Source organism: Mesorhizobium sp. M0340 (assembly GCF_040321535.1).
Classification (GTDB): domain Bacteria; phylum Pseudomonadota; class Alphaproteobacteria; order Rhizobiales; family Rhizobiaceae; genus Mesorhizobium.
Map to the genome: position 1 here is coordinate 1 of NZ_JAMYRR010000007.1, position 24,941 is coordinate 24,941.

Annotated in this window: 25 protein-coding genes; 19 read left to right on the forward strand and 6 right to left on the reverse strand. The window is 59.7% G+C overall.

Translation table 11 applies throughout. From position 1 onward, the window contains the following. Positions 1 to 639: 639 nt before the first annotated feature. The 4 genes from NKI79_RS12390 to NKI79_RS12405 all read right to left on the reverse strand — a co-directional run bounded on the left by NKI79_RS12390 (position 640) and on the right by NKI79_RS12405 (position 5,743). Positions 640 to 2,262: a hypothetical protein gene (locus NKI79_RS12390; protein WP_352801834.1), complete on the reverse strand. Its 1,623-nt coding sequence runs from the start codon at positions 2,260 to 2,262 to the stop codon at positions 640 to 642. A gap of 536 nt (positions 2,263 to 2,798) precedes the next feature. Beyond that, a complete protein-coding gene (gene hxsC / locus NKI79_RS12395) occupies positions 2,799 to 3,959 on the reverse strand; it encodes a His-Xaa-Ser system radical SAM maturase HxsC (RefSeq protein WP_352801835.1) in 1,161 nt (386 codons plus the stop codon). 1 nt (position 3,960) lies between these two features. Then, positions 3,961 to 5,379, reverse strand: a complete 1,419-nt coding sequence (gene hxsB, locus NKI79_RS12400) for a His-Xaa-Ser system radical SAM maturase HxsB (RefSeq protein WP_352801836.1) — start codon at positions 5,377 to 5,379, stop codon at positions 3,961 to 3,963. Positions 5,380 to 5,410: 31 nt separating this feature from the next. Next, positions 5,411 to 5,743, reverse strand: coding sequence for an HxsD-related protein (locus NKI79_RS12405; RefSeq protein ID WP_352801837.1), 333 nt, complete (start codon positions 5,741 to 5,743; stop codon positions 5,411 to 5,413). Between the two features lie 216 nt (positions 5,744 to 5,959). On the opposite strand from NKI79_RS12405, the gene NKI79_RS12410 reads away from it, so the two are divergent. Then, positions 5,960 to 7,507, forward strand: coding sequence for an AAA family ATPase (locus NKI79_RS12410; protein ID WP_352801838.1), 1,548 nt, complete (start codon positions 5,960 to 5,962; stop codon positions 7,505 to 7,507). Between the two features lie 81 nt (positions 7,508 to 7,588). Next, a complete protein-coding gene (locus tag NKI79_RS12415) occupies positions 7,589 to 8,071 on the forward strand; it encodes a hypothetical protein (RefSeq protein ID WP_352801839.1) in 483 nt (160 codons plus the stop codon). A 313-nt stretch (positions 8,072 to 8,384) separates the two neighbouring features. Here the strand turns inward: NKI79_RS12415 and NKI79_RS12420 are convergent, their stop codons facing one another. After that, entirely contained in the window at positions 8,385 to 9,617 is a 1,233-nt protein-coding gene (locus NKI79_RS12420) for a tyrosine-type recombinase/integrase (protein ID WP_352801841.1), read from the reverse strand. Continuing rightward, on the reverse strand, positions 9,617 to 9,874 hold the full coding sequence (locus NKI79_RS12425; RefSeq protein ID WP_352801842.1) for a helix-turn-helix transcriptional regulator: 258 nt from the start codon (positions 9,872 to 9,874) through the stop codon (positions 9,617 to 9,619). Before NKI79_RS12425 ends, NKI79_RS12420 begins: the two co-directional genes overlap by 1 nt. Positions 9,875 to 10,219: 345 nt before the next feature. Between NKI79_RS12425 and NKI79_RS12430 the strand changes: the two genes are divergently transcribed. The 17 genes from NKI79_RS12430 to NKI79_RS12510 all read left to right on the forward strand — a co-directional run bounded on the left by NKI79_RS12430 (position 10,220) and on the right by NKI79_RS12510 (position 24,937). Then, positions 10,220 to 11,170 (forward strand): ArdC family protein, encoded by a 951-nt coding sequence (locus NKI79_RS12430; RefSeq protein ID WP_352801844.1) that lies wholly within the window; start codon positions 10,220 to 10,222, stop codon positions 11,168 to 11,170. 184 nt (positions 11,171 to 11,354) lie between these two features. Then, positions 11,355 to 13,448: a ParB/RepB/Spo0J family partition protein gene (locus NKI79_RS12435; RefSeq protein WP_352801846.1), complete on the forward strand. Its 2,094-nt coding sequence runs from the start codon at positions 11,355 to 11,357 to the stop codon at positions 13,446 to 13,448. A gap of 65 nt (positions 13,449 to 13,513) precedes the next feature. Then, positions 13,514 to 14,542: a DUF7146 domain-containing protein gene (locus tag NKI79_RS12440; protein ID WP_352802084.1), complete on the forward strand. Its 1,029-nt coding sequence runs from the start codon at positions 13,514 to 13,516 to the stop codon at positions 14,540 to 14,542. A 293-nt stretch (positions 14,543 to 14,835) separates the two neighbouring features. Beyond that, positions 14,836 to 15,762, forward strand: coding sequence for an SLOG family protein (locus NKI79_RS12445; protein ID WP_352801847.1), 927 nt, complete (start codon positions 14,836 to 14,838; stop codon positions 15,760 to 15,762). A 117-nt stretch (positions 15,763 to 15,879) separates the two neighbouring features. Then, positions 15,880 to 16,149 (forward strand): type II toxin-antitoxin system prevent-host-death family antitoxin, encoded by a 270-nt coding sequence (locus NKI79_RS12450; RefSeq protein ID WP_149790724.1) that lies wholly within the window; start codon positions 15,880 to 15,882, stop codon positions 16,147 to 16,149. After that, the gene (locus NKI79_RS12455; RefSeq protein ID WP_352801849.1) at positions 16,146 to 16,559 is read left to right on the forward strand and encodes a hypothetical protein; all 414 of its coding nucleotides are present in this window, start codon (positions 16,146 to 16,148) and stop codon (positions 16,557 to 16,559) included. Before NKI79_RS12450 ends, NKI79_RS12455 begins: the two co-directional genes overlap by 4 nt. A gap of 633 nt (positions 16,560 to 17,192) precedes the next feature. Beyond that, the gene (locus tag NKI79_RS12460) at positions 17,193 to 17,519 is read left to right on the forward strand and encodes a DUF736 domain-containing protein (protein ID WP_352801850.1); all 327 of its coding nucleotides are present in this window, start codon (positions 17,193 to 17,195) and stop codon (positions 17,517 to 17,519) included. Between the two features lie 281 nt (positions 17,520 to 17,800). Beyond that, positions 17,801 to 18,058, forward strand: coding sequence for a DNA -binding domain-containing protein (locus NKI79_RS12465; protein WP_352801852.1), 258 nt, complete (start codon positions 17,801 to 17,803; stop codon positions 18,056 to 18,058). A gap of 136 nt (positions 18,059 to 18,194) precedes the next feature. Beyond that, a complete protein-coding gene (locus NKI79_RS12470) occupies positions 18,195 to 18,536 on the forward strand; it encodes a transcriptional regulator domain-containing protein (protein WP_352801853.1) in 342 nt (113 codons plus the stop codon). Next, the gene (locus tag NKI79_RS12475; RefSeq protein ID WP_352802085.1) at positions 18,496 to 18,960 is read left to right on the forward strand and encodes a DUF2285 domain-containing protein; all 465 of its coding nucleotides are present in this window, start codon (positions 18,496 to 18,498) and stop codon (positions 18,958 to 18,960) included. Before NKI79_RS12470 ends, NKI79_RS12475 begins: the two co-directional genes overlap by 41 nt. Positions 18,961 to 19,101: 141 nt before the next feature. Further along, positions 19,102 to 19,383: a helix-turn-helix transcriptional regulator gene (locus NKI79_RS12480; protein WP_352801855.1), complete on the forward strand. Its 282-nt coding sequence runs from the start codon at positions 19,102 to 19,104 to the stop codon at positions 19,381 to 19,383. 16 nt (positions 19,384 to 19,399) lie between these two features. Then, positions 19,400 to 20,557, forward strand: a complete 1,158-nt coding sequence (locus NKI79_RS12485) for a replication initiator protein A (protein ID WP_352802087.1) — start codon at positions 19,400 to 19,402, stop codon at positions 20,555 to 20,557. 166 nt (positions 20,558 to 20,723) lie between these two features. Beyond that, positions 20,724 to 21,242 (forward strand): DUF2840 domain-containing protein, encoded by a 519-nt coding sequence (locus tag NKI79_RS12490; RefSeq protein ID WP_352801856.1) that lies wholly within the window; start codon positions 20,724 to 20,726, stop codon positions 21,240 to 21,242. After that, on the forward strand, positions 21,239 to 21,784 hold the full coding sequence (locus NKI79_RS12495; RefSeq protein ID WP_352802088.1) for a S26 family signal peptidase: 546 nt from the start codon (positions 21,239 to 21,241) through the stop codon (positions 21,782 to 21,784). The genes NKI79_RS12490 and NKI79_RS12495 overlap by 4 nt, the downstream gene beginning before the upstream one ends. Before the next feature lie 67 nt (positions 21,785 to 21,851). Beyond that, positions 21,852 to 22,187 (forward strand): DUF736 domain-containing protein, encoded by a 336-nt coding sequence (locus NKI79_RS12500; RefSeq protein ID WP_352801858.1) that lies wholly within the window; start codon positions 21,852 to 21,854, stop codon positions 22,185 to 22,187. Between the two features lie 2 nt (positions 22,188 to 22,189). After that, positions 22,190 to 22,954, forward strand: a complete 765-nt coding sequence (locus NKI79_RS12505) for a lytic transglycosylase domain-containing protein (RefSeq protein WP_352801860.1) — start codon at positions 22,190 to 22,192, stop codon at positions 22,952 to 22,954. Between the two features lie 243 nt (positions 22,955 to 23,197). Beyond that, positions 23,198 to 24,937 (forward strand): relaxase/mobilization nuclease domain-containing protein, encoded by a 1,740-nt coding sequence (locus tag NKI79_RS12510; RefSeq protein ID WP_352801862.1) that lies wholly within the window; start codon positions 23,198 to 23,200, stop codon positions 24,935 to 24,937. Positions 24,938 to 24,941: the final 4 nt, after the last annotated feature.

The window sequence follows — 24,941 nt, forward strand, 5'->3', positions numbered from 1 at the left end:
CGAATTGCTCGACGATGGCTCCATCGAAATCACGTTTGCCTATCACAACGGCGATGAGGTCATCCTCAAGGCCGCGCGACATACTTCTTCAACAGCCTGCTAGCGCCAGATACGCACGTTCGCTCCGAAATGGCTCCCGGCTGCCGCCTTGCTAGTTGATGAAGTCGTAGTCAATCGTGGAAAGAGGGCATGATAGGACAGTCGAATTGTCGGTTGCTAACCCACGAATCCACATGTCGAACCGTCCGTTGTCTATTTTGAACTCATCATCCTCGTTCAGTAAGCCAACGCCATTCCGGGAATTACACAAAGTAAGGCAAGAGCTGAGATGAAACATTAGCTAGTTGTCACAGATCTTGCAATCTCGGAGTCGAGAAAAGTAAACGCACCCTGCCACGGATGCTTCGCGCATCGAGTAGAGCAGAAATATTCGCACGGCATCCCTCAGCCTTGTATCAGCCAACAGAAATCGCGCGCCGCCCACACGCGAACCGAGCATTCCGTCACTCTGAATCCCAGATGGAGGAAATTACCCGTGGCAGGTCATACCTCGTCGTGAGATGATCCTTAAACCTGCTCGGCGGACATCAAAGCAGCTGCCGTCGTCCGATACTCGGCTGAGAGGGCTCCGTTTTGGTGCTATTGGTCGACAGACCCATGGAAATATTTCAAGTCATCGCACAAGCAAGTTTCTTCATGATGACGCTGGCAATATATCGCAGTAAACTCCGGAGTCCAGGGATCATTGGGAGTTTGGCGAGAGACACGTGTGTAGCTAATTTGGTCGAAATTTCCAAGCGGAAGCGCACACCAGGAAGGGTTATTCTTTGTATCACAGACGCAATTGACTGTAACAGTGGGAAGTTCGGAGACAGTCAAAAAGGTCACTTCTGGTTCTCCTGCCATTGCAGGTTCCATAGCTGACGCCGGAGCTGGTGCTGGTGGTTCGAGAAGTTTGGCTCGGTAGGCTTCAATGATGCCAGAATTGACGCAGCCCCAGCGTGCCTGCTGGGCTCCGTCGCATCGTATATCATTTGTTCTCTTCAGCCATTTGGCGATGCGCGCGTTAATAGCATCGATGCGCAACGCTTCGCGTTGAGGTCCCAGCCGCGAAGTCAAAATCCTGATCTCTTTTTTACATGCTTCCGGATTAAAAGGACACGGCTTTGCCTTCGCCGCGGCAAGCCTCCGTTCCGTGGTGTTAAGAGTTTTCCAAGCTGGAACTTCGTCCTTCCTAACGGGCAGTAGAAGGCGAGCGTCGAGATCGTCCTTCCACAAATTTGTAATGTCGCATTTGCCGGGCTCAGCACTACAGGCTGCCCGCCGATTCCGTATCAAATTTAACTCAGACTGAATTGTAGATTCTGATTTTCTGAGGGTCTCCTCACTAACTCGCTCGTCCAGTATCTGGACATTCGAGCTGTCAATTACATCTCTCGTGATATGAATTAAGTCATCCAGCGCGGCTTCCTCTTGAGCGAGAAATACACTGTTGCCCCACTCAGATGGAAATATTTTTCCTTCCGGCCAATTAGAAAGCATATCATAACGTCGAAGGCTTACAAATATCGGAGTTTTGTCACCTGCAAGATAGGTTGCGACTTCAGTCGGGAAGCTTTTGAACCGCTGCTCCAGTTCCTCCAAAGTTATCGCCGATGCCGTGCGATCTGCACCAGTACGAGACTCAAGAATACTAAGCTTCTTCTTCTCAGAGTATTTTCGGATTGTTGAATTCACCGTCAACGACGCGCTCCCACCCACTACTCCCCCGTCAAAACCTCCTCCTATACTTCCAGAAACCGAGTTAAATTCATCCCGAGTTTTTATATCGAGTACAAGCCCGACCGATTGCACGCCTCCGAAAAGCACCGATGTTACATAACTGTCACCGCACGTTTCTAGAAATGACGACGGGTCTCTATTCAATAGGTCTAATGCGCTCTGCTTTAATCCGACATTTGGAATTTTGGCGTTGAGGTCGGTCGAAAAGGCCTCGGTGATCGGTTCAGGAGAGGGTAGTTCTGTATCAATGCTGGAGGCTGAATTTGTTAAGACGTTAGAGGCTACAATTACAAAATGGTTACCAACCACGTAAATCTTATCTTCGGACAACTTTAGTGTTTGCGACATGTTGTATGATGCGTTCCCGCTCGCACCATAATATTTTCCGCTAGCTGACGCCGAAATTCCTAACGTTTTCTCCAACGTGTTTTTTGTGCTGACGCGGAGAAATTCAGACTGTTGTGATGAATAGGGCTGCAACTTAGCTTGTGCCTCGACGCACTTCGCTATGAGCGCAGTTTCGCTAGAGGTAAGCCACCCGTTCGTAGGCTCTATCTGAGAAGATGGATCTGGATGGGTTATTCGCTCAATTGGTATGAAGGGACGGCTGTCCGCTTCATCTACTTTGTCCTGCGCATTTGTCGCAAACGGCGATATGCATGCAGCAACTATGAGCGACAATCTACAAACACTACGCATATCCGCGCCCCTCGATACGAGCAAAAGTAAATGTAAGTTCTTCCTAGGTAGGAACAATGTAATCGGCTTGCGCCCGACTTTGGCCGGAGCACATTCTATGCCACTTCGGGATGCATCGTTTGTAAATTAGCAGTTTCTGCTCGACATCTCCCGGTGTCAAGTGACTGTTGCGGAATCTTAATTCCGCTCAGCCGAACGCAAATACAAAGGCTATACGAGAAATCAGACTAGCGACTATGCGCGTCGGCTTCGTCTTCCTTGGATGGGCCGTTGGCTAAGCGTATGCGAAAGCCGGAGGTCCGCCTACACGTGTTTTTCTATTGGAAGGCCGCAATGTGAGAGCTTCTCGCGAGGTTGCTGGACGAAAAGAAGCCTCCACATTCGTCACGCAGGGTGCAGCTGCTGCACTCATCAACATACTCATTCTTCCAGTCGCTGATTGACCGTTTTGCGTACTGACGGATCGAACCGTCGAGTAAACAGAGCTGGTGATTATAGACCGAAACATTGATTCTGGCCGCAGCCAGATATTGCACCCCCGCCCGTAGCTCGCTTCGATAGTCGTATGGGTCCATCCAGAGCTTATCCATGTTTGCTCTAGTATACCCGGTGATCTCAAGCCCCATGAACGTCACGTGGTCGACGAAGGTCAGATTTCTGAAAATGAAGTCCGATAGGTCAGCAAGACCCTGATAGGTCTGCTTGTGAACGACAACTCGAATCTCAACCTCAGCCCCGACGGACTTCAGATTCATAATCCCGCGGATAGTCTCGTCAAAAGCGCCCTTGGACTGAACCACGTAATCGTGAACTTCAGGGTCGGCGGAATAGATCGGTATGCCAACGGACAGACGAGGATGCCCGATTGCTTGATAACGATGCGAGAAGGCCTTGTCCTTAAATGTTCGGCCGTTGGAAAGAATATGAACTGGCGTAGAAGGAAGGTGGTCACGTGCCGAGGACAAAATGTCAAAAAAGTCCTCCCCCACCAGCGTTGGCTCACCGCCGGTGATCCCAAGAAACGGGGTCGTTGCTGGCAGCAGGGGCAGCACTTCCAGGATTTCTCGCGCCAGCCACCGGTCATCAACGTCTTTGGGCGGCTGGGAGCACATCAAGCACAGGTGATTACACCGCTCCGTTACGAGGAAATAGTTCGCGTTGGCATTCTTTCTGAACAGGACGCGCACTGCCTTCCGATCCGGCACAAAGCGGATAACGTCTCCCTCGCTGAGGTAGTCGAACTCGTGGGGCAGAACGACTAGTCGTCGGTCTGAAAACAGTCGCTCAGCCTCCGGCCGATGCTCCTCAAAGGTGACAACCCACTGGCATTCAGAATGAAACCCCTGCCCCTTGAAAAGATACGCATCATGCTCCGGGTTAGGCGCTTGATCCGCTTGGCCCGCAACCAGCCTAAGAGCCACCCGATGCGCGAAGTCACCGACGTTTGCTGACGAGGCGAACCCACTCAGACGCAGCATACTAGTTCGCCCAGCTTAGAAACAGTTCCCGAGCGGTCACGTCGCTCTCCATCAGGCTGATTAGCCTCTTGAAGATCGACATGTTGCGATTGCAGAAACCAGATCGCGTTTTGAGGCCGACAAAATCGCCCTGTGTCGCCGTGTGGAATACTGGATCGGAACCACAGAACGGTTCGTAAGCGCACTCGGCGCACATTGGCACGGAGCCTGCAAAAGACTGCTCGATAGGATCTAGGAGAGCGTCGGACCCGAAAATCTCAGCGTAGGTGTTTTCGTGGACATTCCCGAGCAGAAATGTCTTGTCGCCCATTTCAGCCAACATTCGCGCTTCGTCGGATGCGTAGACGCTGGCGTCATAGTTGTAGACAACGCCGGAGATGCCGATACCTGCCGGGCTCATCAGGTCCACGTATCCCGGCTCGAAAGGCGTGAGCATCTTTGTAAGGATGGTGGCTGCGTAAAATTCCTTGAAAGGAGTGCCGTTCCGATTCAGTTCCAGGATGTAGTTCAGCCCGTCAAAATAGAAGTCGAGCCAGCGGTCTACATCATAGGCAGCGTATGACTTCGTCTTTACCGCAAAACCGTATGGAGAAAGTGGCCGAAGAAATATTCCGGGGAAATTTAGCCGGACGTATTCGTCAATGATCTCGCGCACAAGTGAAAGGCTGGCCTTCGTGGTCGTCATAAGTGCGCTCACGCGCTCATTGCCAAGAGCCAGTCTGCCCTTATTGATGCCTGCCACAGCCAACTCGTAGCTGTTCTTTCCCGGGCGTGGTCGATTGGCATTGTGAAGAGTGGCCGGTCCGTCGAGCGACGTGGAAATTAGAATGCTGTGCTCGCGACAGAACTCCAAGATTTCGTCCGTAATGACGGCGAGGTTCGTCGTGATGACGAACTGCAGCGACCGCCCGGCAACCTCGTTGATCTTTTCAGCCCGATGCACGACGTGTTGGATCAACGGGAAATTCAGAAGCGGCTCACCACCCTGGAACTCAATCTTAATAGCCGGGCTTGGAGATTGAAAAATGAGTCCCAAAGCCTTTTCGGCAGTCTCTTCGGACATATCGAACGCTGAACGATCTTCGCTTTGGCGGGATACCTGACAGTAAGGGCAGGAGTGCTCGCAACGCAGCGACACGACCATTATGTGGAGCGATGTGAAGTTCTCCAGTCTTTTTGCCTTGGTCCGGACCTTCAGCGCCAGCAGCTCCTTGCCGATATTGGAAGATGCATCAAAGAGGAACTGCCTGCTGCGCAGGCGGGAGTAGGCAGGGTGTGTGCTGGGGAGCTCGTGCTTGACAAACGAAGCCAGCACGGCGCGCGGCAATACCAGATATTCGCCCGCTTGGTTGGTTAGCACATACCGGTCGTCGTCCAATTGGGAAAAACGGAAGTATGCGAGCTGGTATGTGTCGTCCAACGGTCGTTGGAACTCAGTTGCCGGAGCAAACTTAGTCATCAGACTGCAGGCCCGATCTGGAAAATGCCAATGCCAGGATCGCGTTTCTAACCGTGGCGGTTTCGGCGGCGATGCTGCTACGCAAGTCCTGATCCAAGACCTCCAAGCGCAGCCGTTCTATGGCTGTCTCGGCCGCAGCTCGCGTTACTGCTTTGGTGAAGATAAGCGCGCAGACCGCAAAGCCATCCTCAAGTGTGATCTCGACCGCAGCGTTTCCCGTCACCCGGTAGGCAGCCCGCTTCACGCAGTCCAGGTCAAAGACTGAAAGATCAAACTTGGCTTGGGCGGCGGGGACGAGCTCGCTCTCGCCAGAACCGTCGGCCATCAGCAGTAGCTATAACCGGAGCAGTGAGACCCGTGGCTTGAATGGCTCGAATGGCTGGTGTGATAGGCCATAAGAACATCCGCACCCTGCGAACGGTCGAGGACCTCGCCGTAGCCAAGGCTAGCAGAAGCCGTTCCGGCTTGAGAAACGCCACTGGAGACCTGATCTAGTGGCTCAACAAGCACTGCGGCCTGAACTTGGGTGCCAAGAATCATAGTGGCCGACAAAGCCATCGGCGACAGAAAACTGCGCTTTGACATTTTGAATTCCCCCCTTTGCACTCGCATCATAGCAGAACTTACTTCTTGCAACAAGGATAGTAGCGAGCACGTATTGCGCCGTTGTGAAGGGAGCGAGCCTGAAGAAAACGGCAGATTGCCCCACAGGGGCAGAGGACTACCGAATATTTCTGACAGCGTGTATCGTCTCGCCATGACGACTCAGTTGCGCGGCCTTACTCCTGTAATTACCCAAACAAGGGGTCATTTCGGCCGAATATTATCGGAGGTTCTCTCTCCTTCACGGCCGCTTCATTCTCCGGAATTCTTAAGGGGCAGGCAGGAGCAACTTGATGGCATCGAGAAGGCGCTTTACTCGGCTGGCCGCCACGTCTTCATTCATGGATTCCGAGGTGTCGGAAAATCCTCTCTAGCCCAGACAGCCGCCTATGGAATGTCAACCGGCGGCATGGATCCGATTGTTATCGGATGCGACAAGAATTCAACCTTTGGCAGCGCCATGCGCGATATGTTCGATGAAGCTGTCAGCAAGAACCCAAGGATTGCTGCGACCATCACCGAGAACGGACTGGCATTTGGTAATCTAGGCGCCACTATCGGCAGAAAGATTACGACGCACGAAGGTCGCATCGCCGAACCGGGGTCGATCAACGAAGCGGTCCGTCTTACCAAATTTCTTTGCGAGAATTTCACGTCGAACCCCGTCGTTGTTATCGATGAGTTCGACCAGTTGCAGAGCCGAGAAGAGCAAGGGAATTTCGCCAATTTTATCAAGCAGATATCCGATAGACACATTCCGGCGCGCTTTATCTTCTGTGGGATCGGCGAAAGCGTCGATGCAATTATGGCGGCGCACGGCAGTGCAGATCGATACTTCCATACCGTCAAACTTGGTCAACTACCTTACGACGCCAGAAATGAAATTATCAGGATAGCAGCCCAGCGGCTGGGCATAGAGATCGATGACACGACCGTATATCGGATCGCGAAGATCTCTGATGGATTTCCACACTATGTGCACTTGCTGTCCGAAAAGCTCTTCTGGCGGGTGTATGAGGCCGAAAACGAGGGCAGGGTGACAGGGGACCTTTTCCAACTGGCGATGTCCGACGCAAGCGATGCGATGGAGATGAAGCTTAAACAGCCTTATGAGACCGCCACACGCAAGTACACGAACGATTACGAGAGCTTGCTATGGGCAGTCGCAGATGGACATGAGTTGCAACGTAGTAGCAGAGACATCTACGCCTCGTATGTTAGGATAATGAAGTCCCAAGAACTTGAGCCACTTCAGCGCGAAAAATTCAATGCGCGCATTAACAATCTAAAGAAGCCGAGTTATGCCGCTATCCTGTCGGCCACGCGGCAGGGGTGGTACGAGTTTTCGGAGAAAGTGATCCGTGGTTACGCAAGATTGCGTGCGGAGCAGAAGGATGTTCAGCTTGAAGTCGATCATCCGGCGTTGAAGAGCAAGCTCCGCTCGACGGCGGGCGCTCCTAGCATTTTTCGCGAATCTGGTTTTTGAAGCGGCTCGAACGTCCGCCTTCGCCAACCGCTCCATAATGCGCTTGGTTTCGTCCCGGTCTTTATCTTTGGGGTGCCGTGCATGGAGCGTGAACCGTCCTATAGGGACTTCCTATTCGAACACGAGACAGACGTGCATCTCGCATTCTACTCAGCAATAGGACGCGTATGCGTAGTGTGGTCGAACATTGAATTCCAAGTCGATATCAACACTCAGTCCCTGTACGATGTTCTTGGCGGAAATCGGTTAGCTAGCAGCCCACCATTTTCGTTCGACAAGAAGATGGATTTTTGGAAAGATTGCTTCAAAAAGCTGGCTTCCCTTTCCGACATGACCACCGCTACGATGCCGGAATCAATCACCCGATTAGTTGCCGATCTTAAGAAGGCTAGCAACGACCGAAACACCTTAATGCATACGCATTGGGGTAGCCTGCATGGTTCCAAGCCGCCACAAACGCTCTCAGGTAATTCTATCTCGCCCAAAAAAGGCACATATTTCATGAGAGGCTCAAAATCGAGTTCGGAAGGATCATGGACTTTACCGGCCATATCGACAATCTGAACGGAAGGGTTCTTGGCGTTACACTGATACTCTCTCAGGTCCGAAATCGCACAATATCCGAAAAATCTCAGCGATCTCCCGCTTCGGACTGAAACTGTCTGATTGTGCCCACTCGCTCTGCTCTATCGAAGGCGCTGCGTTCGAAGCGATAGCCGTAAGTCGATTGCGCAGGCTAACGAGGTGGTTGCGCTGCCTGTTGGTATAAATGTTGGTATGTTCTTGGAGGCGACTTCCACTACCTTTGATATAATTGGCAAATTTGCGATATATATGGGTTACTCCGGGCCCACCATTGGCTCCTGCTGCCATTGATTTAACTGCTGTTTTTGGTCTTTTTTGTCCCACCTTCTTCAACCCCGTCAAAAAGTGGGACATTTTCGTTCTCGTTTCGATCGTATACCAGCAGGGTTCGGGCTGACTGAGCCACTATCCGGCGGCGCGCCTTGCGGATGTAGTGGTCAGGCTGCTGATAGGTTGTCCAGCCATATATCGCTTTCAGCTGCTCGTGCGTGGCACCGTTTTCTGCAGCGACGGTGGCACCTGCCTTGCGCACTCCATGGGCGCTGCAGTTGGGAAGTCCGGCTTCATCGCACCATTGGCGCATTTTGTTCCCAAGGCCATTTTCCGAAAAGGGCCGGCCATACTCGGTAACGAGGAATGTGAGGTTGCCCACCGGTGCGCAGGAAAGCTCGGCCTCGAGTTCCGGCAGCAACGGCAATTCGACGATCACCGACTGGCTGCGCACCTTGCTTTTATCTGTCTTGCCCGGCTTGATCCGGATCCACTTCTCCCAGTTACCTGTATTCTTGTTGTGAACCTCTGTGATGTGTTGCCTGCCGAAGATTGCCGCATCGGACAGCCGCAGCCCCGTGAACATGAAAATTGCCAGTGCCATGCGAGCCATCGTCCCGCGCGGATGCCGGTTCTCATACTCGACGATCTCGGACACTTCCCAAGTGTGAAAACCTTCACCGTCGCCCGTGGTGAGGCGCTTTATCCCGTTTGCAGGGTTGACGTCGATAATCTCGGCATCCTTCGCCCATGCAAACATTGCGCTGATGGCCTTCGTTATGTTGTTCGCAGCTCCCGGAGCATCGGCCCGTGTGTCCCGGAGCTCTTTGACGTGAGCCCGTTTTATTGCTGCAAAGGGCAGGGTGCCCTTAGTCGGAAATTCGCGGTCGACAGGCCCGTGAAGCGGGTGTGGAAGCTTGCAAACAGCTTCCAGAATCGCCCGTCGGCGAAGCATGGTAGCTTCGCCAACTTCAGTGCCGCCCCGTCGGAAATACTCCTGGCACAGCCACAACAAGGTACCTCGCGATGCCGCCGGGCGCGGGGCAGGCGCGGGTAGGGTTCGTGTCCGGAGGTAAGGAATACCTTCCCGCGCACAGCGAACCTCCTCGTGAAACTCCGCGGATCCCGGCGCCTCGCGGAGACGGACCTTCTTTCTGCCTGGTGCACGGAAGTAGAGCCGGACATTGCCGTGTCGATCACGGTCTTCAACGACGCCTTTGAGATTGAATTTCACAGCGATGCTCGCAACATCCATTATTTGCGATCCCAAGGATTGTCGCTGAGGGACTCCCCGTCAAGCCTGCTGTTGCGATGGGGCAGACGCCGGAACGCCTCTGCCAGTTCCTCAACGTCCCAGACATAGCGCTCTTTGCTGGGCATTCGCGGCTGTGGCATGCGGCCGTCCGCTACCATCTGGTCGAACGTCGTCGGGCTAACGCCAATGGCCCCCGCTGCCTGTTCCCGATTGATGCCGAACAATGGTGGGGTAAGAACGCCGAGCGTACTTTTCACGCCTTTTCTCGCTGCACATCGCCTCGCGGGCCATACTTCGCTGTGGTGGCCAATTCGCTGAAAGGTCTCACGCTACCTCATACAAGGGATGCCGGGAACGGGTCGGACCGCTCGGTGCGGCAAAGGACGGCTGCGGCGTAAAAATAGGACAGGAGAGAGGCCGATCTCGTCCGCCTACTGCGCAGAGATCGCCTCGAAGGTCGATCTCAATCTTCCCGTCTGCTGCAGTAAGGATGATCTGCTGGAGGGGGGCCGGACCTGGCCAGAGTGAAAGTGTGGACTTGGTTTGCCGTGACGGGTTGAGGCTGGAGAAGAGGTCTCCCGCGCCCGTCGCGGAGAATCGCGATGTCCAGACATGAACGCAGCCGGCGCAGTGCGGACCGGGTGAGCCTTTATGACGAAATCACCGACAAGATCATCGCCGATCTGGAAGTTGGCCGCGTGCCATGGGTTCAGCCCTGGCGAGGGCCGACGGCGGAGACACCGCTGTGCCTTCCGACGAACGCCACTACTGGCCGCCGCTATTCCGGGATCAATGTGCTGCTTCTGTGGGGTGCCGTGATCGAGCACGCCTTTCCCTCCCAGAGCTGGCTCACCTTCCGCCAAGCCCTCACGCTCGGGGGCAATGTCCGCAAGGGCGAACACGGCACGACGGTCGTCTATGCCGATCGTTTCGTGTCCGAAGAGGAAAAGCAGCGCGCCCGGGAGACCGAAGAGGAAGCCCAAGCAATACCGTTCCTGAAGCGCTTCACGGTTTTCAATGTCGCTCAGTGCGAAGATCTGCCGGATGAGGTCGCGATCGTGGCGCCGCCCCCGGATCTCCACCTGGTCGAGCCGAGGGTCGAGGCCCTGATCCGCGCGACCGGAATCGACTTCCGCATCGGCGGCAACAGCGCTTTCTATATGCCGGCGCTCGACTATGTGCAGGTCCCGCCACCCCAGGATTTTTTCGAGCCTATCAACTGGCACCGCACGGCGCTGCACGAGCTTGGCCATGCTACCGGCCATGTGTCTCGTCTGGGCCGCGACTTGACCGGCAGCTTCGGGACAAAGAAGTACGCCTTCGAAGAGCTGGTCGCCGAGATCAACGCCGCCTTCTGCTGCGCGTCATTCGGCATCGCGCCCACTGTCAGGCACGCGGATTACATCGGGTCGTGGCTGGAGGTGCTGCGCGAGGACAATCGCGCCATCGTGCGCGCTGCCTCGCAGGCGAGCAAGGCGGCGGATTGGCTGCTCTCGTTCGTGCCCGATGGGGAAGCCGCCGCCAGCCACGATCAGACACGGGAGGCAGCATAGGCCGACGCGAGCATCGACATCGGGATTTTGGGAAACCAGCACAGCGCGCCCATCCGTTTGTGCTCGCCCACTTTTTCCAGGCTATGGCGTCGCCCTCCTAGAGTGAGAGGGCGGCGCTTTCATTTCGTGACGGGTTGGAGGTCGAGAGAGAGGCTTTCGGCCGCCCGTCGCGGAGTAGAATCCCATGGCAAGCGCCGTTCAGAAAATCACCCTTTCGCCCTCGCGCGACATCCCCTTCAACAAGCTCGTGCTCAGCCAGTCAAACGTCCGGCGCGTGAAGGCCGGCGTCTCGATCGAGGAACTGGCCGAGGACATTGTTCGCCGCGGTCTGTTGCAGGGCCTCAGCGTGCGCCCGGTCGTCGATCAGGCTGGCGCGGAGACCGGCATGTTCGAGATCCCCGCCGGCGGCCGGCGCTACCGGGCGCTGGAGCTGCTCGTGAAGCAGAAACGCTTCGCCAAGACGGCGCCGGTGCCCTGCATCGTTCGCGACAGCGGCATCGCCGAGGAGGATTCGCTGGCCGAGAACGTCCAGCGCGCGCCGCTGCACCCGCTCGATCAGTTCCGGGCGTTCCTGGCGCTGCGCGAGAAGGGGCAGTCCGAGGAAGAGATCGCGGCCGCCTTCTTCGTCTCAGTCAATGTCGTCAAGCAGCGGCTGAAGCTCGCCTCGGTCTCGCCGATGCTGCTCGACGTCTATGCCAAGGACGGTATGACGCTCGACCAGCTCATGGCCTTCACCGTGTCGAGCGACCATGGGCGGCAGGAACAGGTGTTCGAGCGACTGAAGGTCTCCTACGACAAGCAGCCCTACACCATCCGCCGGATGCTCACCGAAGGTGCCGTTCGCGCTACGGACAAGCGGGCGCAGTTCATCGGCCTGGACGCTTATGTCGCGGCCGGCGGAACGGTGCTGCGCGACCTGTTTCAAGGCGATGACGGCGGCTGGCTGCAGGATGTGTCTCTGGTAGACCAGATTGTGGCCGACAAGCTGAAGGTCGAATCCCAAACGATCGCCGCCGAAGGCTGGAAGTGGATCGAGGTCGCCCCCGATTTCCCCTACGGCCATGCTTTCGGCCTGCGCCAGCTCCGCGGCGAGACCGTCGCGCTCACGGCCGAGGAGGAAGCGACCCGCGATGCGCTCCAGGTCGAGTTCGATCGGCTATCCGATCAATATCAGAACGCCGGGGAATTGCCCGACGAGGTGGACGAGCGCCTGTCGGAGCTGGAAACCGGCCTGGAAGCTTTCGAGACCCGCCCTGTGGTGTTTGACGCGGCCGAGATCGCCCGCGCCGGCGCCTTCGTCAGCATAGGCCCTGATGGCCAGCTTCGTGTCGAGCGTGGCTACGTCCGGCCGGAAGACGAACTGCCGGTCGAGCCAGAGTCCAACTCGGCCGACGTCAGCGAAACCGAATGCGCCATGGCGGCCGGCTCTGGAGACGGGATTGTCACGGCCGAGCCCCCAGCCGAACCGGAGGAGGATGAGGGCCTTTCGCCCATCTCCGATCGGCTGATGACTGAGCTGACCTCGCATCGCACGCTGGGCCTGCGCCAAGCGCTGGGCGAGCGGCCGGACGTGGCCTTCCTCGCGGCACTGCACGTTCTCACACTGAAAGCCTTCTACCACTACGGCTCGGATAGTTGCCTCGAGCTTGACCTGAAGAGCGTCAGCTTCGGGACGCAAGCACCAGGGCTGAACGACAGCGCGTTGGCCGAGGCGATCCGCGCGCGGCACGAAAGCTGGGCCAAGGCTCTCCCGAAGGAGTCGGCCGACCTCTGGGACGCCCTGCGGGAGTGGGACGGCGACAGCCAGGCGGGGCTGTTCGCTCACATCGTCAGCCTCTCGGTCAATGCCGTGTATGAGCCTTGGAACCGACGGCCGCGAGCGTTCGCCCATGCCGATCAGCTCGTTCAGGCGGTCGATCTCGACATGGCGGCAGCAGGATGGAAGCCGAGCGTGGACAACTATCTCGGCCGGGTGACGAAGGCTCGTATTCTACAGGCTGTGGCGGAGGCAAAGGGCCAGCGCGCCGCTGATCGGATCGAGCATCTGAAGAAGGGCGACATGGCCAAGGAGGCGGAGACGCTCCTAGCCGACACGGCCTGGCTGCCCGAGCCGTTGCGCGCGCCAGGCAAGACATCGCCTGATGCTTCAGAAGCCGAAGCCGCGCCCACCGGCGAACAGACGACGGCGGACGGCGGCGAAACGGCCATGGCCGAATGCATCACATCGAACGACAATGATGCCGCTCACGATGCTCCTCCCGACGTCGCGGCCGAATGAAGGTCAACGACCTGCGAAACTGGCCCACCGGCAACGGTGGGCCTTTTTGTTTGAAGGAGCCCATCATGGCGGAAAGCCCACATGATCTGGCCCGTCGTCTCGCCGATCAAGCAGAGGCGGTATGCCATCATTACCTCTCCAGCGGTCGCCGCGAGGGCCGCTATTGGCTGGTAGGGGACGCGCGCAACACGCCCGGGCGCTCCTTGTATGTCCGGCTGAAGGATTCACCCAAGGCCCCGGCCGGCAAATGGACTGATGCCGCCACCGGCGAACATGGCGATCTCCTTGACGTGATCCGGGAGAGCTGCGGCCTGATCGAGTTCAAGGATGTCGCCGATGAAGCGCGGGCCTTTCTCAGCACGCCGCCCGAACCGAGGCCAAGGCGGACACCGCAAACTCCTGTACCGCATGGGTCGCCGGACGCAGCCCGGCGACTGTTCGGCATGTCAAAGCCGATCGCGGGCACGCTGGCAGCGTTGTACCTGCGCAAACGCGGCATCACGGATTTACGCGGGACCGGACACCTGCGCTTTCACCCGCGCTGCTACTATCGGCCCGATGAGCTTTCGCCCACCGAGACCTGGCCGGCGATGATCGCAGCCGTCACCGACCTTGGCGGCAAGATCACCGGGGCGCATCGGACCTGGCTCGATCCGCGACGCCTCGACAAGGCGCCGCTAGATACACCGCGCCGAGCGATGGGCGATCTGCTCGGCAACGCCGTCCGCTTCGGCACAGGCGGCGAAGTCATGGCGGCCGGCGAAGGCATCGAGACCGTTCTTTCGGTGCGACAGGTCTTGCCCTGCATGCCGATGCTGGCGGCGCTCTCGGCGGCCCATCTCGCCGCCGTCCTCTTCCCGGACACACTGCGCCGGCTCTATATCCTCCGCGACGACGATCCGGCGGGGACAAGCGCACGTGACAGCCTGGTCGAAAGAGCGAGTGCGGCCGGGATCGAGGCGATCGTCATCTCACCGCGGTGCGGCGACTTCAACGAAGATCTTCGAACCCTTGGCCTGGATGCACTCCGCAGCCGGAGCCGAATGCAAGTCAGCTCCCAGGACGTCGCCCGCTTCATGGCATTGACGGCATAGCCGGCAGGAGAACCGGGGGTGCGGGACGCCGCCCTACGTGGCAGATGCGTCAAACCGTCGAAGGGACCGCGCCTCGGCCTTGGAGGGCGATCGGCCCACAAGCCGACCAGCCAGGCAATGGCGGCGGCCGACTATTTTCCGGCGCGGCCGTAGGCCGCTTTCCATCGCGAGACAAAATAGCCGGCCTTAGTCATCAAGCCCTTCGCTCGCGCTCAGGGTGCCCGGCCGTCCGGCCCGTGTGGTTCGTCGCCATGAAGGCCGCGGCGGTCGCGGTCCAACCGACGGAGCATCCCATGCGCGAGCACGACGACTACGAACCGCATCACGAGTCCTCACCCACCGACCACCTCCTCAACGAACTTCAGCTCTACGGCTATCGCCCCTTCGCTGACGAGCCCGACCAGCGCCTGCTGCCGGACGGCAACGAGGTCGCAGGTGCGGTCGCGGACATCTTCGACGCCCTGATCGCAGCGCTGGCAGATACCCGCCTCGAACCTGACCTCGACGATCTCCTCTGGTCGACCGTCAATGTCTTTCACCGGGCAGCCGAGCGGATCGTGCGCGATTTGGACGGCAACGAGCAGGCACAGAAGCGCTCGCAAAGGGAGCAAGACGGCAGCGAGGTGAAATCCGTCGAGCTCGAGCGCCTCATCACCGAGGGCAAGACCCTCATCGAACGCCAGAACGCTTTCGAACTGATGCGAGACCAGGCCGCAGAGCACTTCGAGCGTCACACAGGTTCAAGCTGGCGTCCGCGCACCGGCTCCATGGTCAGCCATCGCAACCTGACCGCCGCGATGATCGACAGTCGTGACTTCCTCGCCGCGAAGAAGCGCGCAGAGACCGAAGTGATGCTGCCCGTCGGGCCCAAGATCGTCTTCTCGGGCGGTGATGCGCTGGACCACAAACTGATCTGGGCAAAGCTCGACCAGGTCCACGCCAAGCACCCGGACATGGTTCTCTTGCATGGCGGCTCACCCAAAGGGGCGGAACTGATCGCCGCCAAATGGGCTGACAGTCGCAAGGTGCCCCAGATCGCCTTCAAGCCCGACTGGACAAGGCACGCCAAGGCCGCACCCTTCAAGCGCAACGACCAGATGCTTGCCGTCATGCCGATCGGTGTCATCGTATTCCAAGGGAGTGGCATCCAGGACAATCTTGCAGACAAGGCCCGCAAACTGGGGATCCCGGTCTATCGCCTAGGGTCGGGTGGCGCGTGAGCGCCGCCCTCTGGGGACCGTTCCCGCTAATCGGCCGCACTTCGCGCCGCTGGAATTTGCAGCAAACTTGCATTTGCTGTATATTCCAACAATGTATGATTTCCAAGAGGAGCACCCATGCCCCGATCCGACAGCTTCTACTCGACGAGCGATCTGTCCCGTAAGTCTGGCGACATCATCGCCGAAGCGCTCCGGCATCCTGTTACGATCACCCAGCGCAATAAGCCGCGCCTGGTGCTGCTCAATATCGAAGACTATGAGCGGCTGCTGCGCCAATCCGACAATCGCATGTCCGGAACAATCGAGACGATGCCGGACGGCCTGTTCAGCGAATTCGAGGCCGCGGTCGACACGTATGCGAAAGATGACGAAGGCAGCCGGTCGTGAGTTACGACCTGATCCAGACGGCGAGCGTCATCCGCTATCCGTATCTGTGGGCACGGCAGGCGAATACGGGCGAAACCGAAGGGCGCAAGCAACGCCCCGTCGCCGTCGGCGTGCGCCTAAAACGACCCAATGGCGACCTGGTCGTGTTCTTTCCCATCACGACCAAGCAGCCCGAGCCGAGCCGTTTCAGCGCTGAGATTCCCGCAATAGAGAAGCGGCGAGCCGGCCTTGATCAGGATCTCCGGCTCTGGATCATTCTCGACGAGTTCAACACCGACATCGTCGGCCACTCGTTCTACCTCGAGCCCGATCCTCCGATTGGCCGCTTCAGCAAGGCATTCTTCCTCCCGCTGCTGCACGATTTCATTGCTCGCCGGAAATCCTTCACTGAAGTTAGCCGCTTCCGATAGCCCTTGCCCGGAACGAGCGGCTAGGCACTGCGCATCGCTGTTCAGCGTCGCTGGACAGGGGCGGACAAATCACGACGCAAACCACAACCGTTGTCGGCAAAATTCAGCAAAGCACACGTTGAGCGGCGCGTCGCCGGCAGGGGTTAACTCTGGATGCTGACGTCGGAACGATAACCGAGCGCCTGCCAGACATCGTCATACGACCGGGCGCGTCACGGCTTGGCGCTGCATGGTTCAGCGAGACGCGAGCGCCTGGGAGCAGCACCTGGGCGCAGGGCGATCGGCGTTGAGCTGGTTGCCGGTTGGCAGTCAGCAGTCAGTTCACAGGTCGCCATTGCGGATCGCCCTGATCCTGAGTTGGCCACCCCGAGCGCACCGAAGCGGTCTCATCGATGGGTGTATCTGGCCGAAGGTCGGCTGACGCCTCGATCGCCTTGAACGCAACGGCGCGTCACGACTTTCTTCCCCTGCCGGCTGCGCCGGCATTCCTCGCGAAACAACAAAGTCGCTCCCGCGCCATCCTTCGCTTCGCTCCGGCCCAAGGGTGCGCCGGCGATCGCCTCCGGCCTGTCGATCACCATCGAGACCGCAATGGTGCGGGCTCGAAAACAGACAGGATCAAGGAGAACCACCATGGCGACCATCGGCACCTTCAAGAAGTCCGGCAACAACGAGTTCACCGGGGAGATCGTCACCCTCGGCGTCCAGGCCAGGAACGTCCGCATCACTCCTGAAACCCGCGCCACCGGCGAGAACGCTCCGAGCCACCGGGTCTTTGTCGGTCGAGCCGAGATCGGCGCCGCCTGGGCCAAGCGCTCCAACGAGGGCCGCGAGTATCTGGGCCTCAAGCTCGATGATCCGAGCTTCAACACCCCGATCTTCGCCAACCTCTTCGACGACGAGGACGGCGAAGCCTACAGCCTGATCTGGTCCCGCCCGAGCCGCCGCAACGGCGAGTAGGCCGTCAATGAGCCCCGCCCGGTCGATCCGGGCGGGGCTCATTCTAATGGTTTGCAACAGACCAACTTTCGTCGGCGGTCGCAAATCGCCTGGGAGGCGCCGAAGCAATCTTTCGACGTACCTCCGAACGGGACAAAGGGTGCTGCTTGCTGACGGTCGTGGATACAGCCAAAGGTGATGCCGAGGCCGCATCGTGTGATGCCTGCAGCGGTGCTCTGCCAAGATAAGAACATCTGTAAAATGCGAGCCTTCCTCCATGCTGTCTTTGACGGGAGCAAGCCATGATCGAGCCGTTTGACGACATCGCTCCGACCGGTGATGAACTCACCGAATACGATCGAACACACGTCAAGCTCTACATGCGCCTGTTCGATGCCGACGCCGATGGCGCGGACTGGCGCGAGGTGGTCAAGGTGCTCTTCGGGATTGATCCAGCGCGCGAACCGCAGCGCGCAAAGAGCGTCTACGACAGCCACCTTGCGCGAGCCCGCTGGATGACACGGACGGGCTACCGCCATCTCTTGCGCCAAACCGATTAATCCGCAGTGATCGTATTTTCTATCCGGGGTGATGCCCAAAGAGCATCATGCGATGCCTCGAGAAGGTCTTCCGCCCACTGCCGCAACCGGGAATTGTCGCCGGCTCAACTTGCGCGTTAATGCAAGGAGTTGTTGCATGAAGCCCGACACGTCGCGTTGGCGAGACAGTCACAGTTACGACTTCTTCGATGAATTGCCGACCGAAGGTCTCGCCTGGGAATGCCTGCGTCGTTCTGAACCCTATCAGCAGCACTATGAGGCACTTACGAGCGCCGGCACCGAGACAGCGCCTTGCCGGCCAGAGGCCGAGCTGCTTTGGGGGTTGCGATTTCCCGGCGAGACCAGACCTGTCCGCCATGGCACAGGAAGTTCTATGGTCGCCTTGCGTCGATCCGGCCGTCGTGACCCTGATGCCCGCGCCGGATTTCCTGTCATCCATGGCGTCCGCGCCGCTCACTGGCCTCCGCGCGCACCGTGATAGTCCGGAAGGACGTCACACCGTCCACGACGGCGCGATCAGCTCTCAACTCGTCTTTCTTCCCAACACCGAACCGGGCGGGCCTGTTGCGGCCGTGATCCCGCTCGACGACCAAACGCTCGGGCGGATCGAAGCCCTTGTTCGTTTCTGGCGCGCCTGGCAAAGCCGGCCAGTGCCTCCAGACACTCGGATCACCGTGCAGCAACGCCGCCGCCTGCGTCTCATGATGCAAACCGCCGATGGCCGTGCGAGCGGCGCGAGCTACCGCGAAATCGCCATAGCGCTTTACGGCCAGACGCGCGTCGCCTCCCATCCATGGAAGACCTCTCCGTTGCGCGACGCGGTTGTCGGCCTCGTCAAAAACGGGACCGCCATGATTGGTGGCGGCTATCTGCAGCTCCTGCGTCATCGCCGCCGATTGTAGTTGTTCCGACGTCGCTCGGGGGGTGGGGATTTCAGCCCTCCCTATCTTCCCCATCCCCCGCGAAGGTTTCTCTCCGCCACCCTGGTTGCAGTCCGCCGCTGAAACCCAGCGGCCGCCAGCAAACCCACGGAGGCCCGATTCATGCGACCCGATCTCACCGTTTTGCCGCCGCGCTTCCTACGCACCAAGGAAGCCGCGGAGTTCCTCAGCCTGTCTGCCCGAACACTCGAGAAACACAGAACCTACGGAACCGGTCCCGCTTACCGCAAGCTGGGTGGCCGCGTTGTGTATGCCGTCGATGATCTTCAAGCATGGGCCGAGCGTGGCGCCGTCACCTCAACGTCCGACCCACGCGGCTCCGTCCTGCCGGCCAAGCGCCATTCGCCGACGCCGCCGGCACACGCCGGACGATATGCGCGCTGAGGATGCGCCTTCCCCGATGACAACGCGACACCAGACAATCTCGGAGCGCGGGCAACTGGCGCTTTTCAGGGCGCTCCCCGGCGATTTCGCGCCACGAGACGCACAGGACCTCATGGCCTACCCGTTCTTTTCCCTTTCGAAATCCCATCGCGTCACACCGATCGACTTTGCTGCCGGCAACATCTCGATCCGCGTCGAGGCCGTGGCGGATCACGGCATGGCGACCATATGGGATGCCTACATCCTCATTTGGGCGGCAAGCCAGATTATCGAGGCGCGGGACGCGGGGCTTCGCACCTCGCGCCTCATGGCGGCGACCCCATATGAAATCCTCACTTTCGTCGGCCGTGGCACCTCGCTGCGCGACTATCAGCGCCTCAAGGCCGCGCTGGACCGTCTCCAGTCGACGACCGTAAGCACTTCGATCCGCCAAGCGGCGGAAGGGCGTCGCCACCGCTTCTCCTGGATCAACGAATGGCAGGAGCGGACGGATCGACAAGGCAACCCTGCCGGGATCGAGCTCATCGTCCCGGACTGGTTTTACCGCGCCGTCGTGGACGACGCGCTCATCCTGAGCATCGATCGGGCCTATTTCGATCTGACCGGGGGGATCGAGCGCTGGCTCTACCGACTCGTACGCAAGCATGGCGGGCGCCAACGCGACGGCTGGCGCTTCGACTTCCGCCATCTTCATCTGAAGTCTGGCAGCCTGTCGCCTTTCAAGCGCTTCGCCTTCGATCTGCGCGACATCGTCCGACGCCAGCCGCTTCCCGGCTACGTCCTGTCATTGGAGATCGAAAGCGGCGGACGCGTCCTGCTCGCCTTCGAACCGTTGGCGGGGGGCGGACGGGCTGTGGATCCTCTCGTGCTATCGGGAACCCGAACTGTCGTGCCATCGGGAACCGGAGGCTCGTGCTATCAGGAACCGAAACACAGTCTAAGTCTGGGGATTCGAACGCGGAATCGCCCCCTTAACTTAGACTCTAACCAAGAATCTAACTTTGAAGCGCGCGCGGGCGATGTGCAAAAGCATGTTGGCAACGTGCATAGCGGCTTCGGGTTAACCTCGCCCCAGAACGCATCGGCGCCGGTCCCGAAACGTGACGGCAATTCCCAGCACGACGTCCCGCCACCGCGAAACCCGCTCGATGACAGATCGGGAGGCGCCGGATGATTGCGGCGCTTCCAAATAAGAAAAGCGCAGTCTTGCAAACGACAGGCGCGCTGCATCTCGCCAGCCGAGCGGTCGGAGCAGGGGAGCGGGTGATGCTCATCGATGCACAGCCCCACACCTCGGCGCTCGATTCGTCGCAGCAACGAACCCACGAAGGAGACTCCGCATGACCGGCCAAGCGACAGACCACATGCGCGGCCGTCCGTTGCCTAGCGGGCCAGCGCCCTTCACAGCGCTCGTGGATCTCATCTGGCGACAGAAACAAATCGAGCACTGGATCAGGTTCGGCCGCAAGAGCTACGAACAGCTCCTCGACCGCCACCGCAGCGTCGTCGGCTTTGCTCCGAACAGCATTTTCGGCTTCGTCCGCTGGGCCGCGAACGAGCACGGAACGATCATCTCGCGCATCGACATCGTGCGCGCGGTTTGCCGTGGAGAGCCGTTCCAGACGCTGCCGTTCGTGCGCCCCGGAGGCGAGATTCTGGTGAAGGCCGAAACCTGGCCGATGGTCGAGCGCGTGCTTCAACATATCGATTCGATCGAGACAGCTGGCATCGATCCAGCCGACGCCGATCCGGATCACTGGCGCCATGTCCACAACCGCCTGCGCGCCGGCGAGACCCCGTCCACCTACACGCCGTCGCGGCATGAAGCGTGGCTGATGCGCCGCAGGACGCAGCAATGATGCGATCCGGTCTCATCCTTTGCACCGCACTCGCGTTTGTGGCCGTAGCCTATCCGGCGATTGCCCCAACTCCCGCCAAGCTGATCTGGAACGCATCCGCGAGCGCACCAATCGGCTTCTATGCTGTCGACTTCAACCGCGCCTTCGAAGTCAGCGATCTTGTCGTCGTCAACGCACCCGAGCCGCTCGCCACCTTCCTGGCCGAGCGCGGTTACCTGCCAGAAGGCGTGCCGCTGGTTAAACACGTCCTCGCCGTCTCTGGTCAAACTGTCTGTCGAACTGGCCTGAAGATCACCGTCGATGGCATCGAGGCTGGCGTGGCGCTCGAACGCGATCGCGCCGGCCGGGAGCTGCCCGCCTGGCAGCGCTGCCAGCGTGTCACGACCGGCGAGCTCTTCCTCATGAATTGGCAGGTCCGCGACAGCCTCGATGGTCGCTATTTTGGCCTGACTTCCACCAACAGCATCATCGGCCGCGCCGTCCCATTGTGGACCGATGAGGACGGAGGCGGCCACTTCCAATGGCGCGCGCCTATGCGGTGAGCGCGCGCCCGCCGCGCGTCGTCCGCCGGCGCGCTTCATCTCCCACCGCATCACAAAGGAGCCGCCCATGGCACAGATCGGTCACTTCTCGCGCACTCCATCCGGCTACACCGGACGCGTCCGCACCCTCTCGCTCGACCTCGAACTGACCTTTGTTCCGGCCGAGAACGCCGATGTCGAAAACGCACCCGCCTACCGCATCCATCTCGGCGATGAAGACGGGCCTGAGATCGGCGCGGGCTGGAAGCACACGGGCGAGCGCGCCGGCGCGTTCATTTCCGTTGTGCTCGACGATCCTGTTCTTCCACAGCCCATTCGCGCGCGTTTATTCCAGTCGGACGAAGGCGGTCGTGATTGGGGCCTGCACTGGACGCGCCAGAAGAAGCGCGACGAGCAGGATTGAGCATGACCGATTCCTGCATCTGTCGTGCGCCAAAGCGGTGCGGCGTTGGTCGCCGCATCCCGCTCTTTCTTCTTGTCGGCCTGGCTTTCGGTGGCGCGCCGGATGTCGTTGTCACGGCGCTCGCACAGTCGACTGTGAGCACGCCGGCGCGCGGTGCCGTCGCCAGTCATATCGCCGAGGCATCGCAGCGCTTCGGCATTCCGCAGCGCTGGATTGTCGCCGTGCTCCAGGCAGAGAGCGCGGGCGATGTGCGCGCCGTCTCGTCCGCGGGCGCCATGGGGCTGATGCAGGTGATGCCCGGCACTTGGGCCGAGCTTCGCGTGCGTCACAGCCTCGGTCGCGATGCTTACGATCCGCACGACAACATCCTCGCAGGTACCGCCTATCTGCGCGAGCTGTGGGACCGCTACGGCAATGTTGCCGCCATGCTCGCCGCCTACAATGCCGGCCCTGCGCGCTACGATGAGCACCGCGCAACGGGCCGTCCGCTCCCGGCCGAAACGCGCACCTATGTCGCCAAGCTTGTGCCGGCGCTCGGTACCGGACGTCCAACAAAGGACTCGTCTGCCGTAGCCCCGGCGTCTGACTGGCGCAGCGCTTCCGTCTTTGCCGCACGCGGGCGCAATACCTCTCGCGCCGACCTACTGCAGCCTACCGGCCCAGCGGACGGTGATCGCTTTCCCGTTCCGTCGTCATCCGAAACCCTTGCTGGCGTGCAGTCAAACGGCCTGTTCGTGTTACGTACCGCCGTCGGAGGGCAGCCATGACCGGTAGGTGGTCAGTTCGCGCTTCGTCGTGGTCTGGCGCATCATGGAGCGCACACAGGGGAGGGGTGGGGCCATCAACCGGCCGAGGGCAAGATAAAAGCGCGCACATTGCGCCTCGGTTGGGTAGTTGTTTCTGCTCGATCTTCTGGCGCCTTGTGCACATTGTCCACATTCGGGGCAATGTGTGCGGCAACATCAAATCATTGTATTTGCCTGCTCTTTTCAACGTTGCGGAATATCGCCATGGACAATGAGCGCGAGTTCCGCATCCGCCCTGGCCGGATGCGCTCGACGCGCGCCCAGCAGGCCAGGCCGTTCATCGCCCAGGCGCTGGCCGCGGCGAAAAAGGCCGGCGGCGGCATCTCGCGCTCGGGCAGGATTGTGCCCAGCAACCGCTCCCGTTTTGGTCACGGTCAGCGTGCGAGCATCCAGGCCAATCGCTTCATCACATCGCGGTCGCGCGGCGCGGTGGTCAAAGCCCGCGTTGTCCGCCATTCCGTGCGCGCTGGCGTGCTTGGCGCACACCTCAGCTACCTGCGACGCGAGGGGGTAAGCCGGGACGGCGAGAAGGGTCGGCTGTTTGGGCCGAGGACGGAAGATGCAGATGCTGCGGCCTTCGCCGCGCGCACCGCGGAGGATCGGCACCATTTCCGCTTCATCGTTTCGCCCGACGACGCTCTCGACATGACGGACCTCAAGTCCTTTGCCCGCGATCTTGTCGGGCAGATGGAGAAGGATCTTGCCACACGGCTCGAATGGGTTGGGGTCGATCACTGGAACACCGCGCATCCGCATGTCCACCTGATCGTGCGTGGGGTTCGTGACGATGGCCAGGATCTGGTCATCTCGCGGGATTACATTAGGCAAGGGATGCGCGACCGGGCGCGCGACCTCATCACCCAGGAATTGGGGCTGCGCACTGATCTCGAGATCAGCCGCGCGCTCGAACATCAGGTCGAGTCCGAGCGGTGGACGCAACTTGACCGTCAACTCGCTCGCGATGCCCGCCACACCGGCTTCATCGATCTTGCCCCACAGGCCGACAGGCAACCGGACGCTTTCCATGCGATGAAGGTCGGCCGCCTGCGCAAGCTTGAAACACTCGGTCTCGCCGATCAGCTTGGCCCCGGCCAATGGCTGATCGACGACAAGGCCGAGGCGACATTGCGCGAACTCGGAGAGCGCGGCGACATCATCAAGCGCATGCACCGCGCGCTCAGCGCGCAATACATCGAGCGCGGTCCGGCCAGTTACGTCCTGGCAGCAGAACGCCTCGACACGCCCGTTGTCGGCCGGCTGGTCGACCGTGGGCTTGACGACGAGCTGATCGGCACAGCCTATGCCGTGGTTGACGGCGTCGACGGACGCACCCATCACATCAAACTGTCCGACCTGGAATCTGCTGGCGACAGCGCGCCGGGATCCATCGTCGAGCTGCGCCATTTCGATGATGCGCGCGGCCTGCGTCGGGCAGCGCTCGCCGTGCGCTCCGATCTTGCCGTCGATGAACAAATTGTTGCGTCAGGTGCGACCTGGCTCGACCGCCAGGCCATCGCTCGCGAGCCTGTGGCCCTAGCCGAGACCGGTTTCGGTGCCGAGGTCCGCGATGCCTTGACCCGGCGCGCCGAACACCTTGTCAGTCAGGGGCTGGCAGAGCGGCAGGGAAGGCGGGTCGTCTTCACGAGCAACCTGCTCGACACGCTCCGCCGCAAGGAACTGGAGACGATCGGCGACAAGCTCGCGATCGACACAGGGAAGCCCTTCAACCCAGTCACAGGCGGTGGCTATGTGGCTGGCACCTATCGCCAACGTTTCACGCTCGCCTCCGGCCGCTTCGCCATGATCGATGATGGTCTCGGTTTCCAGCTGGTTCCCTGGACACCCTCTCTCGAAAAGCATCTCGGCCAACATGTCTCCGGCGTTGCCCGCGATGGTGGAGGGGTCGAGTGGAGCTTTGGCCGCAAGCGGGCTCTCGGCCTGTGATAGT

What these genes read in the sequence shown, in the direction of transcription:
- hxsC (WP_352801835.1), bottom strand. Translation starts at nt 3,959, where the DNA reads ATGCTGCGTCTGAGTGGGTTCGCCTCGTCAGCAAACGTCGGTGACTTC.
- NKI79_RS12405 (WP_352801837.1), bottom strand. Translation starts at nt 5,743, where the DNA reads ATGGCCGACGGTTCTGGCGAGAGCGAGCTCGTCCCCGCCGCCCAAGCC.
- NKI79_RS12415 (WP_352801839.1), top strand. Translation starts at nt 7,589, where the DNA reads ATGGAGCGTGAACCGTCCTATAGGGACTTCCTATTCGAACACGAGACA.
- NKI79_RS12420 (WP_352801841.1), bottom strand. Translation starts at nt 9,617, where the DNA reads ATGGATGTTGCGAGCATCGCTGTGAAATTCAATCTCAAAGGCGTCGTT.
- NKI79_RS12430 (WP_352801844.1), top strand. Translation starts at nt 10,220, where the DNA reads ATGTCCAGACATGAACGCAGCCGGCGCAGTGCGGACCGGGTGAGCCTT.
- NKI79_RS12435 (WP_352801846.1), top strand. Translation starts at nt 11,355, where the DNA reads ATGGCAAGCGCCGTTCAGAAAATCACCCTTTCGCCCTCGCGCGACATC.
- NKI79_RS12440 (WP_352802084.1), top strand. Translation starts at nt 13,514, where the DNA reads ATGGCGGAAAGCCCACATGATCTGGCCCGTCGTCTCGCCGATCAAGCA.
- NKI79_RS12445 (WP_352801847.1), top strand. Translation starts at nt 14,836, where the DNA reads ATGCGCGAGCACGACGACTACGAACCGCATCACGAGTCCTCACCCACC.
- NKI79_RS12450 (WP_149790724.1), top strand. Translation starts at nt 15,880, where the DNA reads ATGCCCCGATCCGACAGCTTCTACTCGACGAGCGATCTGTCCCGTAAG.
- NKI79_RS12460 (WP_352801850.1), top strand. Translation starts at nt 17,193, where the DNA reads ATGGCGACCATCGGCACCTTCAAGAAGTCCGGCAACAACGAGTTCACC.
- NKI79_RS12465 (WP_352801852.1), top strand. Translation starts at nt 17,801, where the DNA reads ATGATCGAGCCGTTTGACGACATCGCTCCGACCGGTGATGAACTCACC.
- NKI79_RS12470 (WP_352801853.1), top strand. Translation starts at nt 18,195, where the DNA reads ATGAAGCCCGACACGTCGCGTTGGCGAGACAGTCACAGTTACGACTTC.
- NKI79_RS12475 (WP_352802085.1), top strand. Translation starts at nt 18,496, where the DNA reads ATGGCGTCCGCGCCGCTCACTGGCCTCCGCGCGCACCGTGATAGTCCG.
- NKI79_RS12480 (WP_352801855.1), top strand. Translation starts at nt 19,102, where the DNA reads ATGCGACCCGATCTCACCGTTTTGCCGCCGCGCTTCCTACGCACCAAG.
- NKI79_RS12485 (WP_352802087.1), top strand. Translation starts at nt 19,400, where the DNA reads ATGACAACGCGACACCAGACAATCTCGGAGCGCGGGCAACTGGCGCTT.
- NKI79_RS12490 (WP_352801856.1), top strand. Translation starts at nt 20,724, where the DNA reads ATGACCGGCCAAGCGACAGACCACATGCGCGGCCGTCCGTTGCCTAGC.
- NKI79_RS12495 (WP_352802088.1), top strand. Translation starts at nt 21,239, where the DNA reads ATGATGCGATCCGGTCTCATCCTTTGCACCGCACTCGCGTTTGTGGCC.
- NKI79_RS12500 (WP_352801858.1), top strand. Translation starts at nt 21,852, where the DNA reads ATGGCACAGATCGGTCACTTCTCGCGCACTCCATCCGGCTACACCGGA.
- NKI79_RS12505 (WP_352801860.1), top strand. Translation starts at nt 22,190, where the DNA reads ATGACCGATTCCTGCATCTGTCGTGCGCCAAAGCGGTGCGGCGTTGGT.
- NKI79_RS12510 (WP_352801862.1), top strand. Translation starts at nt 23,198, where the DNA reads ATGGACAATGAGCGCGAGTTCCGCATCCGCCCTGGCCGGATGCGCTCG.